Below are 14,583 nucleotides of genomic sequence, written 5' to 3'. Positions count from 1 at the left end.
CGCGACCGGCGACTCCGACCCCGACATGGACGAGGCGCTGCGCCGCGTCCGGTCCGGGCGGTGAGCGCGATGAGCGACCGCCTTCTGCTCCTGCTCGTGTTCCTCGGCGGCGCGGCGTGCGTCGCCGCCGGCGTCGCCCGCCACGACCGGCTGGCGCTCGGCTACGGGATCTTCTGCCTCGCCTTCGGCGCGGTGCTGCTGATCGCCCGCGCCGCCCGGCGGCGTCGCTTCGCCCGGCGCTGACCCCCCGCCCGGCCCGCTTCGGCCGTCCGGGTGACCGCTTCGGCAACCGCCCGCCCGGCTTCGGTGCGGGCGGTTGCCGGTTCGGTAGCACCGCTCTTGCACTCCCCCCGACCCTCCAGGAGGACACCCCGTGGCCACCGCCGCGCTGCCCCTGCGCGAGGCCGGCGCTCCCGCCGCCCCGCTCCCGACTCAGCTCGTTTCGGCGTCGGCCGCCGGTACTTCGGTCGCCGCCCCTGCTACTTCGGCGACCGCCGCCGCCGCTTCGGTGACCGCTCCGGCGGCCGCCGCCCGGACCCGCTCGTGGGCCGACACGCTCCTGATGGTCATCCTCGGAATCGGCGCCGCGACGGTCGCCGGGATCGGCTTCGCCGGGTCCTACAACGCGGTCTACGCCTTGGCCGTGAAGAAGAACTTCGGGGACTTCGCCTACGCCTTCCCGGTCGGCGTGGACGCGGGGATCGTCGTCGCCCTGGCCGCCGACCTCTACCAGGCGCGGCAGGGGAAGTCCTGGCCGGTCCTGCGCCCGCTCGCCCACGGCCTGACCCTGCTGACGATCTGGTTCAACGCCAGCTCGGGCCAGCACAGCATCCTCGCCGACCCGGTGGCGGCCGGGATGCACGCGGTGATGCCGGTGCTGTTCGTGGCCGCGACCGAGGCGGCCCGCTGGCTGGTGATCCGGGCGGCCGCCATCGAGGCCGGCCACACCGGCATCCCGCTCTCCCGCTGGCTGCTGGCCCCCTGGCCGACCTTCCGGCTGTGGCGGCGGATGAAGCTCTGGGCGATCGAGAGCTACGAGGTCGCCGCCGAGATCGAGCAGCGCCGGGTCGTCTACCGGGCGATGCTCAAGCGCAAGTACGGCTCGGTGCGCAAGGCGTTGGCGGACGAGAAGCTGCCGCTGAAGCTGGCCCGCCACGGCCTGACGGTTGAGGAAGCGCTGATGCAGCCGCAGCAGGCGATCGAGCGCCAGCAGGCGATCGAGGACGCCCGCCAGGAGGCCCTGGAGGCGGCCGAGGACCGCAAGGCCGAGCGGGCCGCGCAGGCCCGGATCGCGGCGCTGCGGCGCAGCGGGGCGATCACTGCGGCCGAGCACGAGGTGACGTCCTCCACCGCGCAGGCCGCCATCGCGGCGAAGGCCGCGACGGACGCCGCCGAGAAGGCGGCGCAGGCCGCGATCGACGCGGAGGTCGCGGCGGTGGAGAGCGCCGGGGCGGCCGAGGCCGAGGCCCGCAAGGCCGCCGCCGCCGAGCAGGCCGCGCAGGCCCGCAAGCGCGCCGCCGAAGTGGCCGAGCAGGCCGCCGAAGTGGAGCGCGAGGCCGCCGAAGCGGCCGAGAAGACGGCCGAAGCGAACCGGCGGGCCGCCGAGGAGAAGGCCGCTGAGGAGGACGCCAAGCGCAAGGAGGAGGAGGCCAAGGCGGCCACGGCGATGGCCAAGGTCGGCCAGGCCGAGGCCCTCCAGCGCGCCGCCGAGACGGAGCAGCGTGCCGCCGAGCTGCGTGAACAGGCCGCGCTGATCGAGCTGCGCGCGGTCGAGCTGGAGGACGAGGCCAAGCTCGGCGTGCGCGAGCGGGCGGCGCGCCGCCTGGCCCGCGTGATCCTCGGTCAGTACGGCGGCGACGCGGAGGCGATGCCGCTGGAGGACGTCGCCGCGCTGCTCGGCCTGGCGATCCCCACCGCGTCCGAGCGGCGCAAGGAAGCGGCCGAGCTCATCGCGGCCGGCTACCCGCACCAGCAGTAGGCGTCCGGCACCACCAGTGAGGGCCGCCCCCGGGAGACCGGCGGGCGGCCCTCGCTGCGACTGCCGGAAGCACAGCAGCAGTCGAGACGACCGGGACGAGCGAACCGCCCTGGTCACACCGTTTCCCCGCACCCCCGCAGAGGAGAGCACGATGACCGAGACCACGTCCGCGCCCGGGTGGGCCGGAGACATGCTGGACCGGCCGGAGATGGTCCAGGCGTTCAGCGCGCAGCTGCGCCAGATGCTCAACGACCAGGCCGAGTGGGTCGGGCGCATCCGCCGCGACGCCGAGGCGATGTGGAAGGCCAACCCCCCGGAGGGCTTCTCCAGCTTCGAGACGTGGTGGCGCCACCGGCAGACCACCAGCCCGTTCGCCGAGATCCAGCGCCACATCGAGCAGGCCGCCCAGCTGACCTTCGACCTGGAGGCCCGCTACCGGCGCAACCGGCACGAGCTGCCCGCCGCCCGCGAGGCCGCTGCGCTGGAGAAGAAGCGGGCCAAGGAGGCCGCCGCGCTCGGCACCGCCGCGCCGGGGCCCCGGCCGGTGGCCGCCCCGGCCCGCCCGGCCGCCGTGCCGACGCCCGGCCGGGTGTCGGCCGGCGGCGGGTTCCTGGACCTGGTGCACGGCACCGGCGCCGAGGACGGCTCGGTGTACCGCGGGGGCGGGGAGCGGTCGGCGTGACGGCGGCCCAGCCCGCCCCGGAGCGGCCGGAGCTGACGGCGGCCGAGCGCGCCGCGCGGACCAGGCTCAACCGCAGCAGCCACGCCGAGGCACGCCGCGCGGAGCAGCTCGCCCGGGGTCCGGGCGGGCTGGCCGCCGCGTGGTGGGACACCGCCCGCGCCATCGCCAAGCGGCGCGAGGCGGCGGGCGATCCGACCGCCTGGGCCCGCCTGTCGGCGTACCTCAAGGACTACTGCGACGGCTACGCCGAGTAGGCGCCGTCGTCATCATCATCACCGGCCGGGGCCGCCCCTCACGCATGCGCGTAATGCGGGCGCGCATCGTGCGGGCGCGCGGGCGCGCGAGGCTGCCCGGTCGGTGACCGTCTGTCAAGGAGTAGGCAGTGGACGACACTTCCGACGACCCGACGGTCGTCTACCTGCGGCCCCGGATCGGGGCCGACCCGGGGGGCCTGACCGACCTCCCGCCGATCTTCTCCGAGGACGTCGAGGACGACGTGGAGGAGGAGGCCGAGGAGCACCTGGACGACGAGGACGGCGACGGGGACGGGCCGCCGGTCGGCGGCTGGCCCGCCCTCCCGGCCGGGCTCGGCCGCCTGCCCGCCGTCCCCTTCTCCCTGACCCTGCCGCCCCCGCCGGCGGTGCCCGGCGACGGCGGCGAGGAGGACCAGGGCGACGAGGACGAGGAGGCCGGGCAGTTCCTCCCCCCGGCACCCGAGGGCGCCGAGGACGGGGCCCGGCCGGGCGCCCGGGACCTGGCGATGATGGGCATGGCGGTGCTGGCCGCCGTCGGCGTCGCCGCCGCCCGGGGCATGTGGCACGCGGCCCAGGGCGCCAAGGCCGGTGCCGAGCAGCGCAAGGCCGACGCCGACAAGGCCCGCGCGGCCGCGGACAAGGCCGCCGAGAAGGCCGGCGGCGGTGGCGCGAAGGGGAGCACCGGCTCCACCGGCTCCACCGGCGGCAGCGGCCCGAAGGGCGGCGCCGGGAGCAGTGGGAGCAGCGGCGGGGGCGGTGCGAAGGGCGGCGGCAGCGGTGGCGGCGGCTCGAAGGTGCCGTCGACCTTTCGGGCCGAGGACAAGCAGGGCGGCAAGAACGGCTCCAGCGGGTCTCAGAAGCCCTCCGGTCCCCCCGGCGGCGGCTCGGGTGCTCCGGGTGGCTCCAAGGGCTCCAGCGGGGCGTCCAAGGGCGGCCGGGACGGCGGGATCGGCGGGTCCGGGAAGTCCGGGTCGGCCGGATCGGCGGGCCGCGACGGCAAGGACGGCAAGGGCAAGGACGGCCAGGCCGCGAAGGAGGCCAAGGCCGCCGAGGCCAAGGCCGTCAAGGAGGCCAAGGAGGCCAAGGCGGCCGAGGCCAAGCTCGTCAAGGAGACGAAGGCCGCCGAGGCCAAGGCCGCGAAGGAGACGAAGGCCGCCGAGGCAGCCCAGGCCAAGGCCACCAAGGAGGCCGAGGCGAAGGCCGTCAAGGAGGCCAAGGAGGCCGAGGCGGCCCAGGCCAAGGCGGCCAAGGAAGCCGCAGCCGCCGGGGCCAAGGCCGCGAAGGACGCGAAGGCCGCCGACGAGAAAGCCGCGAAGGACACCAAGACGGTGAAGGAGGGCGAATCCGGCAAGGGTGACAAGGCGGGGCCGCCGAAGTCGCCGACCGAGCCGCCGAAGCGGGTCGATCTGACCAAGGCTCCGAAGCCGCCGAAGTCGCCCGAGGCGTCGCCGAAGTCGCCGACCGAGCCGCCGAAGCGGGTCGATCTGACGAAGGCTCCGAAGCCGCCGGGCGCGGCCTCCGCAGGCCCGACCGAGCCGGGTCCGACGGTGCCGCCGAAGCCGACCGCGCCGTCGCCGAAGTCGACCGAGGCACCGCCGAAGCCGCCGCCCGAGCCGCCGAAGCCGGGCGCGGGTAAGGCGGGGCCCGCCGCCTCTTCGGCCGGCGCCCCGCCCCCGCCGCCGCCCCGGATGCCGGACTTCGGCGCGGGAATGCGCCCGCCCCCGGCCGCCACCGCACCGCCGTACCAGGTGTGGCTGGCCCGGGAGCAGCGCCCGGCGCCGATGCCGGTGGTCCCGGGCCTGCCCGCCGCCCCGGCTCCAGTCGCGGCCCTGCAGCCCGCTCCGGCCCCGGCGCCTGCCGCCCCCGCACCCGCGGCTCCGGCTCCGGCCGCGCCCGGCCCGATCGCTCCGCCCCGTTCCGCCCCGCCGACGCCTGCCCCGGCGCCGGTGGTCGTACCGCCGCAGAGAGGACTCCAGCCCGTGAGCGCACCCGCCGCCCGGCAGGCCGCCCCGCCCACCCCCGCCCCGACCCGGGCCCCGGCCCCCGCGGCCCGCCCGGACACCCAGTACGCCGACGCCGAGCTGACCGTTCACGACGTCGCGGACGCTGACATCGACATGGCCGAGGAGATCCTGGAGGGCGCCGACGACGCCCGCCTGGCCGCCGACGGCTGCGAGCAGCTGATCGGCCGCCTGGAGGCCCTGCACGCCAAGGTCGTGGAGCTGCGGGTGCCCGGCTCGCTGGAGGGCATGGTGCTGCGCCTGATGGAGCGCACCGGCGAGGTCAAGGCCCGCGCCGAGGCCATCGCCGCCGGCCTGCCCCTGGCCTCCGAGGCCATCTCGGTGGCGGGCAGCAACGCGGCCCAGCGCCACCGCCCGCTGGCCGACGTCACCCGGGACATGGGCCACACCCGCCCGGCCGAGCGCGACTACCACAACGAGTAGGAGAGAGATCGTGAGCGAGATCGAGCCGCACGGCGGGATCGTCGCCGCAGCGGGCGAGGCCATCGCCGAGGGTGTCCGCTACGGCATCGTCCTGTCGGGCCTGGGCGCCGCCGCCTGGTCGCTGCGGGGCCTGTCGGAGCGGGTGCGCGAGACCTACCGGTACGTCGAGGGCTGCTCGACCAGCGTCGACCGCCTCGCCGAGCAGATGTCCGGCCTGACCGTCGACGTCGACACCGTCGGCGAGCACCACCAGGCCGCCGCCGTCATGCGCGGCGTCCTGGCCGACGCCGAGGCGATGGCCGCCGCCGTCGAGGACCTGGCGAGCCTGTTCGACCAGGCCGCCGCCGAGCACCAGGGCGACTACGGCCCCGTCGCCGAAGTGGCCAGCGCCATGCCCGTCGAGATGGCCGACGCCGAGTTCTACAGCAACCGCTGACCCCCCGACAGCACGAGGGCGGCCACCCACGAGGGCGGCCGCCCTCGCGCTGTCCCCGGCACGTCGAGTCCGGCCCGCCACGGCGGCCGGGAAGGGAAGACACCCGATGCTCAGCACCGCCCAGTTCGAGCAGTACCTCGCCGCCGGGCGCCGCGGCCTGGACACCGCCCGCAGCCACACCGGCCGCCTGGCCACCGCAGCCGGCACCGCCGCCGCCGGCACCGGCGTCTTCACCGGCGACTACACCGGCCCGTCCCTGCTGGCCACCGCCGTCGCCACCGGCCTGGGCGTCCTGGTCCTGCCCACCGGCCGCGCCGAGGGCCACCAGGCCCAGACCGCCACCATCCTCTACGTCGCGCCCGGCGCGACCCTCGGCGTCGTCCTCCTGGTCGAGCGCCTGCTGCCCGCCACCACCGGAGCCCACTGGGGCGCGGCCGTCGCCGTGGCGGTGTGGAGCGCCGGGACCTGGCTGCTGCGCCCGGCCCGCGCCGCCCGCCGGATGCTCTGCCCCCCGGCCCCGGCCGCCCCCGTCGAGGAGGCCGGCCTCGACCTGGAGGCGGTGCTGCCCGACGACCCGGCCGCCCGCTGGTGGGCCCAGCACGCCGCCGTCGAGGGCGCCGCCGCCCCCGGCACCGTCCTGGAGGACGTCGAGCGCATGGGCCCCAGCGCGATGCGCGCCGTCATCCGCTCCACCACCCCCGGCACCCCGGTCCCCGACATCTCCATCCGGCACCTGTCCGCGCTGATGGACGTCCCCGAGGAGCTGATCGCCATCGGCCCGCTGCCCGGCCGCGGGGCCTCCGTTCGCCGCCTCACCGTCGGCCAGGCCGTCGAGATCGACCCCGGCGCCTACTGGGCCAAGGAGATCGCCCCGCACGCCATGCCCCACTCCGTCATCACCGGAATCCGCCGCCAGAGCGTCACCACCGTGAAGGAGCTCCACCCGTGAGCCGGCCCGCCGTCGCCATCACCCCCGCCCGCCTCCCCGCCACGACGCTGCGCCCCGAGATCATCGAGGTCACCGTCGAGGTCCCGCCGGGCAAGATCCTGCGCTACGACCTGGACGCGCTGGTCTCCGCGCTGGAGCTGGACGACCCGTCGCTGATTGCGGTGGAGACCGCCGGCCGCCACGGGCTGATCACCCTCTACCCGCACAACCCGCTGCTCGACATGCCCGCCCCGAGCCCGGCCGACATGCTGATGGACCGCCGCGGCTACATCACCGTCGGCCGCTACCACAACGGCCGCCCGGCCAAGCGCCGGATGTTCGACACCGACACCGGCAGCGCGCAGCGCTCCCTGGTGTTCGGCACCACCGGCGCGGGCAAGTCCCGCACCGTCCAGTACCTCCTGGCCTGCGAGAAGCGCAACCGGGTCGTCTCCTGGTTCGCCGACCTGAAGGGCGGTCAGAGCGCCCCGGAGGCCGCCGGACAGGTCGACTGGCGGGCCACCAGCCAGGAGGAGGCGATCCTCATGCTGCGCGCGGCCGTCCGGGTCGCCGAGGCCCGCCAGCGCCGCTACACGGCCATGGGCCGCAACTCCTTCCGGATCGGCGACCCGGACCCGCTGATCGTGGTGCGGATCGACGAGGCCAACCGCCTCCTGGAGAAGGGCGCGCCCTACCGCGCCGAGGCCACCCAGCTCGTCAAGGAACTCGGACGCACCGGCCGCTCGGTCGGTGTCGGCGAGGAGCTGGACGCCCAGGCGTCGCACCTGGAGGAGCTGGGCGGCTCCGACACCCTGCGGGCGATGCTCAAGGAGGGCGAGGTCACCCTCCTGCGCTGGAGCAGCAGCATGATGCGCCAGCTCGTCTCGGACGGCCTCCTGCCGACCGGTGCGCAGCTCATGCCGATCCCCAAGAACTTCGGCGCCCGGGTCCTGCGCAGCCAGTTCGACCTGGACGTCGAGGAGGAGACGACCGGGCCCGGCACCCAGGGCATGGGCTACCTGCTCTCCGGCCCCTCGCCGACGTCCCCGATGCGGCACTTCCGCGTTGGCTCCGTCTCCCCGACCCCCGGCCTGGACCCGGAGATCCTCGCGCTGTACGGCTACGAGGAGCCCGAGCGACTGGAGGCCGCCTCGCACGACGCGGCCGGCACCGCCTACGCCGTGCGCGGCACCCCCGCGATGCAGGGCCTGATCGCCGCCTTCATCCAGGAGCAGGCCGAGAAGGCGCAGCCGGTCAAGCCGCGAGGCGCGGGCGGCGGGTCGGGCGGCGGGGCCGAGCGCGCCGCCGCCCCCCGGGTGGTCGACCGCGTCCGGGTGGTCCTGTCGCAGGCCGACGTCCCGATGGACGCCGCCGCCGTCCGGGCCGCCGTCAACGCCGACGGCGGTAAGCCCGTCTCCCTGGGCGCGGTGAAAACCGAACTCGGCGGCCTGGTCAACGAGGGCGACGCCCACCGGCCCAGCACCGGCCTGTACGAGCTGACCTGACCCACCCGCACCACCTACGACCACATCACCCCGCCAGGGCCCGGAGACTACCGCTCCGGGCCCTCCCCGCTTGGAGGACACCATGGAGTTCAACGCCCGCCCGCTGACCGACGCCCAGGCCGCCGTCGAGGCCGCCCGCCTCATCGCCGAGGCGTACCGCCAGGAGGAGGCCGGGCAGCAGGTCGCCGCCGTCACCTCCTACCGCGACCTGGCCCCGCTCCCGCCGGTCGGCCCGACCCCGCCCGCGGTGCTCCCCGACACCCGCACCGTCCCGGCCTGGGCGATCGGGACCGCCGTCGCCTCCGTCGGCGTCGGCCTGGGCGTCACCGGCATCGGCGCCGGGGCCTGGCTGGTCATGGACGGCATGGCCTCGGTGACCGTCGCCGGGATCTGCGCCGTCCTCGCCCCGTTCGTCGGCCTCGCCCTGGTCGCCCTCGCGGCCGGCACCGCCTACGCCAAGGCCAACAAGTCCAAGGCCGGCACCGGGCCGACCACCAACGTCTACAAGGGCTCGGTGAACCAGCGCACCGACATCAACGCGCCCACCATCGTGCGCGGCATGTTCGCCCGCACGAAGACCGAGATCACCGGCTGACCGGCCGTGCGCGCCGTCGACCTGGACCCGACCGGGGAGCGCCACGGTCTGCCGACCTGGCCCTGGCGGCTGGCCGACCCCGGCCTGCACACCCGTCGCCAGCTCCGCGCACTCGGCCTCCGCCCTGGGGGCCAAGAGCCGGCCGCGCAGATCGTCTACCGCCGCGGTGCCCGCGTCGCCTACCTCTACCGCCTCGACCTCGCCCAGCCGGTGCGCCCGATGACGCCCGGCCGGGCCGCCGCCCTGGACCGGGCGATGGCCAAGCGCCAGACCTGCCCGCTCTGTCTCGTCCGCTACGACTTCTGCCTGCCGCTCCGGACGCTCGGCAGCTGCCTGCCCTGCTCCGAACTCACCGACGACGAGCGCGAACAACTCGCCGCCCTCACCGGCTGATCGCCCACCACCGCGTACGCTGAGCTGCACAGACCGGGCCCCGGCCCGTCCCCCGTTCGCTGGGGGACGGGCCGGGGCCCTTCTGCGCTTCCGGGCCTACTCCGCTGCCGCCCTCACACCACGGCCTTACGGCCCCCGCACGACGAAAGGCCCACCCCGCTCCGGGGTGGGCCTTTTTTGCGTTTCGCCACTCGATGGTGCGGGACGCCCATCCGCTCCCTCACCCGGGGCTACGCTCAGAGCGGCCTTAAGAAGGGGTGCCCCGTCCGGCCGGGACGGGGCACCACCTGGGCCGCACCACGAACCACCGGTGAGGAAGAAGGCGATGACGACCACTAGTCCCGAGAGTATCCCGCGCTCCGAAGCACTCGCTGCCGATCTCCAGGCTGCCGCACGCGACACCCTGAAGTGGCTGAAGTCGGGCAAGAAGAAGAAGGTCATCGCCGTCGGCGGCCTCAAGGGTGGCGTCGGCAAGTCCACGATGAGCGTCTACCTGGCCCTGGTCTACGCCGTCGCCTACGGGCTGCGCGTCCTCCTGGTCGACGCCGACCCCCTCTCCCAGACCGCCTACGACTGGCACCGCATCGCCAAGAAGAAGGGCGACCCGCTCCCCTTCGACATCGAGACCTGGCCCCACGCCCGAGTCGGCCAGCGCGTAATGGAAGACACCGACGGCTACGACGTCGTCGTGATCGACTGCGGCGGCGAGTCGTCCGACATCTTCGGCTCCGCCGTCTCCGTCTGCGACCACGTCCTGTTCGTCACCAGCCCCCGCAAGGCCGAGATGCGCCGCATCGCCGGAAGCCTGGACGGAGCACTCGCCGCCGCCCGCGCCGCCGGCCGACTCCACGAGATCGCGGCGAACGTCGTCTTCACCCGCGTGAAGAACGCCCGCGCCTCCCACAACGACGCCGCCCGCGGCAAGGTCCGCGAAGCCGGCTACGACCTGCTGATGGCGGAGATCCCCGACCTGGTCGACTACGAAGACGCCATGGAGACCTGCCCCAAGGACCTCGGCCACTACCGCGCCCTGGTCGAGACCCTGGAGATGGCTGCCTGATGGGACGACTCGCCGACTTCGACCTCCGGGACTCCAGCCCGGCCACCTCCCCCCACGCGGAAGACGGCGCCCAGCCGCCGCAGGACCAGGCCGCCGCGCCCGTCCCGCGCCCGCGCACCGCCCTGCCCGACCCGAACAGCAAGCCCAGCCAGCAGATCGCCGTCTGCGAGCAGGCCATCCAAGCTGCCAAGGACCGCTGGCAGGAAGCCGCCGAGAAGGCGATGGCCGAGTTCATCGAGGAGGCCGGCCCCTTCTTCGTCTGGGTCCACGAGAACAAGCTGTACAAGCACATGAAGGACGAGAACGGGAAGGCATACCGCTCGTTCAGCCGCTACTGCCAGGACCGCTGGGGCATCTCCCGCACCAGCGGATACCGCATCACCCGCGTCATCCCGCTGCTTGAGATCCTCAAGGACGCCAACCCGCCGGTCGCCGAGCTGGCAGCCCGCCAGGCCGACGTCCTCCACCCGCTGCGCCGACAGAAGGGCGCGGAAGCCGTCCTGAAGGTCTGGGCGAAGGCGTGGGCCGACAAGAAGGGCACCGTCCCCTCCGCCGAGGAGCTGACCAAGGCCATCGCCGGATGCGAGTACAGCCTGCGCCCGGACGAGGACCGCGAGCCGGTCACGGACAAGCCCGAGATCACCCCCGGCGCCCGGGTCGACAAGGCGGTCCTCCTGCTCGAACCCGACATCGTGCGCCGGGTCATCCAGCAGGAACCGGAGAAGGTGGTCCTCCTGGTGAAGACGCTGAGCGCCGCGCTGGAAGAGGCCGGCATCCCCGTCAGCTGAGCCCCGAAAGTGTGCCACTGTGGCACATTTTCGACCGGCAACCGGCCCGGCCCCTGACCGCAGGGGCCGGGCCGAAAACTGTGCCACAGTGGCACACTTTTGACGCTCGTACGGACGCCGACCTGGGCAGCCTCCCCGGGAACGCCGGAAGGCCGTCACCACCCGGTGACGGCCTTCCAGTGCTTTCTCAGGGCCTCGGCAGCGTACCGCCGGTCACGGAGACCGGCTCTGGACCTCAGCGTGCCGCCTCCTCGATCTCCCGCCGCACCGGGGCCAGCTCGGCGGCCCACTCGATCCCGGCCCGGCCGAGCAGGCGGAGCTGTTCGACGGTGAGCTTCGCCCGCCGGGTCTTCTGGTTGGACAGCCACGCCCCCAGGCCCAGCAGCACCGGTTCCCCGGAGCCTTCGGCGGCCTCCAGGGGCTCCTTGTGGGCCCGGGGTACCCGCACGTGCCCCTCGCGCTCCGCGAAGGCGTGCAGGGCCTGAAGGTGCTGCGCGAAGCGGTCCCCGCGCGCCCGCACCGGCCGGGCCGCCTTCTCCGCCCTCTCAGCGGCCTCGGCGGCCAGCTCCTGGTCCTCCTCGATGCCGAGCGCCAGGAGCAGGTCCTGCTGCTCCTCGGCGAGCTGCGCCCACCCGCCGCGTTGCGCGCGCACCCAGCGGCCGACCGCCTCGCCCTCGAAGGCCGTCTCGATGGGCAGGCCGGGCCAGTCCACCCGGCCCTCGCACGCCAGCCACCACGCCCTGGCCGCCGCGTACGAGCGCTGCCAGGTGATCGGCCAGGCCGGGCACCACCACGGGTCGATCGCCTCCAAAGCCTGCCGCCGCTCCGGCGGCAGAGCCCCGTCCTGGTCGGCCGGCACCTCCGCCTGCGCCCGCAGCTCCACCAGCCACGTGCCGATCGCGTACCCGCCGATGGAGGCCCGCGACGGCGCGGCCAGCGACCCGTGGTGCTCCGCCGCCCACTGCCGCGCCCAGGCCAGTCCGGCCTCGAAACGGGCGTCGGAAACCGACCAGATCATGCCCAGAGAATCCAGGAGCACGACACGGTAGGGTGCCATGTCGCCGTTTGCGCGCTCGTGACGCCGGTCCGAGAGCCACTTGCCAAGCGGGAAATTACCGTTGTCACCCACCATCGCGTTGTACGGAACATCGAGCGATCCGTACTCCTCGACCCACTTCCGGCAGTGCTCCATTCCCTCCTTCCAATACACGCTTTCGGACCGGAAAACCTGCGTCGCAACGAACAGCGCGAGCGCGGTCTGCGACACCTTGGACTGGAACCGCACCGGCAGCGTGAACGCGCCCGTGGGCTCGTCCTCGCCCTCCCCCTCGCCAGGCGCTCCAACGAGTTCCGCCCGCGCGCCGGTGGTCCGCCGCCCGCTGCGCTGCGGCACCGCCAGCGCCTCCAGAAGCCGGGCATCATGCGAGCGGATCGCCGTCAAAACCTTGATCAACGGACCGTAGGAATCCGACTCCATGATGTCCCCGGGCTGCTCACCCGCGCGCAGGAAAACCGGCACGACAATGCGCGCGACTTTCCCCTCACCGGGCTTCATGCGAAGAGCACGCCCTATGGCCTGGACGATATCGACCATGCTTCCCCGGCCCTGGAGCAGAATGGAATCCGCCCCCGGCATATCAACTCCCTCGCCGAGAACACGACAATTCGCGAGCACGCGGTACCCCAGACCGTCGTCCTCCTCGGTGCGCCCGAAGTCCCCCAGAATGAAGCGGCGGTAATCCACCGGGTGCTCACCGGAAAGCCACTGCGACCACACCTCCTCGGGGAATTCGACCGGGTTCTCGGCGTTCAGGCGCTCCGCCGTCTGGTTCAGCGTCTCGGCGAAGTAGCGGGCCTCCAGGGTCCGCGGGTGGAAGGTGATGGTCCGTCGGAGCTGGTGCTCGGCGGCCACCTTCAGAAGGCCGGCCTGCATCGCCGCGACCCGCTTCACCGGTACCTGGTCCTCGGACCCGTCCTCGGCCTCCCCGGCGCCGGCACCCCACGGCACCGGCTGCGCGGCCGCCGCCGCCGGGTCCGTCTCCGGATCGCGCAGCTCCAGGACCACGACCTCGAAGGGGGCCAGCAGCCCCCGGTCGATCGCCTCCGCGAGACCTAGTGTGTACACCTGCGGACCGTAGATGGCCTGGTCATCCATGGAAACGGCCAGCTCCTCCGGGAGCGGCTGCCACGCACCGCGGCGGCCCTGGCCGCCGACCTCACCGACCTCCTGGCCCTCCTCCTCGTCCCGCCGACGGCGCTTCGGCGGCATCCACACGCGCGGGGTCGCGGTCATGTAGAGCCGCCGGGCGGAGGGGATCGCGTCCTGGTCGTGGACTACGGTCCATGCCTTCTCGGCCGACCCGGAGGAGCGGTGCGCCTCATCACAGACCATCAGGTCCAGCGGGGCCAGGTCCCGCCCCTCCCGCTCCCGCCAGGCCGCGTAGGCGTCCTCCACGGCCCCCGCCGCCGCGTACGTCGAGTACAGCGTCAGCGGCTTCCCGGAGGCCGCCGCCCGGTCGATCCACGACGCGATGACCAGCGGATGCGTGGTCCCCGGCATCCCCTCCGGCAGCTCATCGGCCACCAGCGAGCACACCGCCAGCGCCTCCCCGGCGCGGCCGGCCTCGACCCAGCTCGCCCGCATCTGCGTCAGCAGATCCAGGGTCGGCACGACCACCATCACCAGGCCCCGCGGCGCGAGCCGCTGCGCCGCGACCGCTCCCACGAAGCTCTTGCCGGTGCCGGTGGCGAGCTGCACCGTGGCCCGCAGGCCCGCCGGGACCACGCGCCCCGGACGGGGCGTCAGCGCCCGCACGATGGCCTCCAGCGCCTCCTCCTGGTGCGGCCTCAGCCGGATGCCCCGGGCCCGCCCCTGACGCCCCGCCACCACCCCGGAAGTCCCCATGCCCTACCCCTCTCGAATAGGCACCCGCCTTCACGCGGGAAAGCCTCGCAGTCAGTTTTGATGCACGCGGCCGGACGAAACTCGAAGAGAAATTCGACCGACAATACGGCCCATTAAAAGCGACCGAACAGCAGAATAGCAGAGCACCCAACCCGCCCGCAGGAAAACGCGAAAACCCGGGAGGGGACAGCCCTACAGGCGGGATCTGCTGACGCCCAGAAGTGAAGCACATGACGGGTCGTCAGGTCTCGGGCGCACTTCGCGCCCGAGAGGTCCAGACCACTCACCGGCCGATCCGCCCGCGCCTGCACTCCCCAGCCCCGGCCCCCACGGGCCCGCACTCGAGCACCGTGCCGCACCCCTCCCTCCAGTCAGCCCGGCCGCAGGCCGCTTCTCCGTCAGCCAAAAATCCAGGTCAGCGAGTTGACCGGGCCTTGGCCGATCGGGCCGCTGGAGCGAAGCGGAGGCGAGCCCAGGCCGAGCGCGAAGCGCCGGCCGCGCCCGAGCGAAGCCGGGCGCTGGACACGCGCAGCGGGTCCAGCCGGGGCGGAACGCCCCGGCCCACCGCCGGAGGCGGTGGCCTCCGGAGGGCCGAAGGCCCGAGGGGACCCGCTG

At 74.3% G+C, this 14,583-nt stretch carries 13 protein-coding genes; 12 read left to right on the top strand and 1 reads right to left on the bottom strand.

Annotated features, from left to right (window positions below; translation table 11 throughout):
* Positions 1-69: 69 nt before the first annotated feature.
* The 12 genes from ACIOFR_RS38205 to ACIOFR_RS38150 all read left to right on the top strand — a co-directional run bounded on the left by ACIOFR_RS38205 (position 70) and on the right by ACIOFR_RS38150 (position 11,063).
* Complete coding sequence (locus ACIOFR_RS38205) at positions 70-243, top strand: hypothetical protein (RefSeq protein ID WP_401004819.1); 174 nt, start codon at positions 70-72, stop codon at positions 241-243.
* Positions 244-562: 319 nt separating this feature from the next.
* Positions 563-1,978, top strand: a complete 1,416-nt coding sequence (locus ACIOFR_RS38200; protein ID WP_401004817.1) for a DUF2637 domain-containing protein — start codon at positions 563-565, stop codon at positions 1,976-1,978.
* A gap of 151 nt (positions 1,979-2,129) precedes the next feature.
* Entirely contained in the window at positions 2,130-2,660 is a 531-nt protein-coding gene (locus ACIOFR_RS38195; RefSeq protein ID WP_401004815.1) for a hypothetical protein, read from the top strand.
* Complete coding sequence (locus ACIOFR_RS38190) at positions 2,657-2,914, top strand: hypothetical protein (protein ID WP_401004814.1); 258 nt, start codon at positions 2,657-2,659, stop codon at positions 2,912-2,914. The genes ACIOFR_RS38195 and ACIOFR_RS38190 overlap by 4 nt, the downstream gene beginning before the upstream one ends.
* A gap of 128 nt (positions 2,915-3,042) precedes the next feature.
* Positions 3,043-5,358 carry a hypothetical protein gene (locus ACIOFR_RS38185; RefSeq protein WP_401004813.1) on the top strand — a complete coding sequence of 772 codons (2,316 nt, stop codon included), beginning with the start codon at positions 3,043-3,045 and terminating at the stop codon, positions 5,356-5,358.
* Positions 5,359-5,368: 10 nt separating this feature from the next.
* Positions 5,369-5,794, top strand: a complete 426-nt coding sequence (locus tag ACIOFR_RS38180) for a hypothetical protein (protein ID WP_401004812.1) — start codon at positions 5,369-5,371, stop codon at positions 5,792-5,794.
* Between the two features lie 106 nt (positions 5,795-5,900).
* Positions 5,901-6,743, top strand: a complete 843-nt coding sequence (locus ACIOFR_RS38175) for a hypothetical protein (RefSeq protein WP_401004810.1) — start codon at positions 5,901-5,903, stop codon at positions 6,741-6,743.
* A complete protein-coding gene (locus ACIOFR_RS38170) occupies positions 6,740-8,227 on the top strand; it encodes a transfer protein (RefSeq protein ID WP_401004808.1) in 1,488 nt (495 codons plus the stop codon). Before ACIOFR_RS38175 ends, ACIOFR_RS38170 begins: the two co-directional genes overlap by 4 nt.
* Before the next feature lie 82 nt (positions 8,228-8,309).
* A complete protein-coding gene (locus tag ACIOFR_RS38165) occupies positions 8,310-8,822 on the top strand; it encodes a hypothetical protein (protein ID WP_401004806.1) in 513 nt (170 codons plus the stop codon).
* A gap of 6 nt (positions 8,823-8,828) precedes the next feature.
* Entirely contained in the window at positions 8,829-9,215 is a 387-nt protein-coding gene (locus ACIOFR_RS38160; RefSeq protein WP_401004804.1) for an RRQRL motif-containing zinc-binding protein, read from the top strand.
* Positions 9,216-9,540: 325 nt separating this feature from the next.
* The gene (locus ACIOFR_RS38155; RefSeq protein ID WP_401004802.1) at positions 9,541-10,275 is read left to right on the top strand and encodes a ParA family protein; all 735 of its coding nucleotides are present in this window, start codon (positions 9,541-9,543) and stop codon (positions 10,273-10,275) included.
* Entirely contained in the window at positions 10,275-11,063 is a 789-nt protein-coding gene (locus ACIOFR_RS38150) for a hypothetical protein (RefSeq protein WP_401004800.1), read from the top strand. Before ACIOFR_RS38155 ends, ACIOFR_RS38150 begins: the two co-directional genes overlap by 1 nt.
* 235 nt (positions 11,064-11,298) lie before the next feature.
* Here the strand turns inward: ACIOFR_RS38150 and ACIOFR_RS38145 are convergent, their stop codons facing one another.
* Positions 11,299-13,968: a Helicase associated domain protein gene (locus ACIOFR_RS38145; RefSeq protein ID WP_401004799.1), complete on the bottom strand. Its 2,670-nt coding sequence runs from the start codon at positions 13,966-13,968 to the stop codon at positions 11,299-11,301.
* Positions 13,969-14,583 lie beyond the last annotated feature (615 nt).

Origin of the sequence: Kitasatospora sp. NPDC088346 (assembly GCF_044740765.1) — a bacterium.
Taxonomy (GTDB): domain Bacteria; phylum Actinomycetota; class Actinomycetes; order Streptomycetales; family Streptomycetaceae; genus Kitasatospora.
Note: the sequence above shows the minus strand (reverse complement) of the source record. Positions and strands in the feature narration are given on the sequence as shown.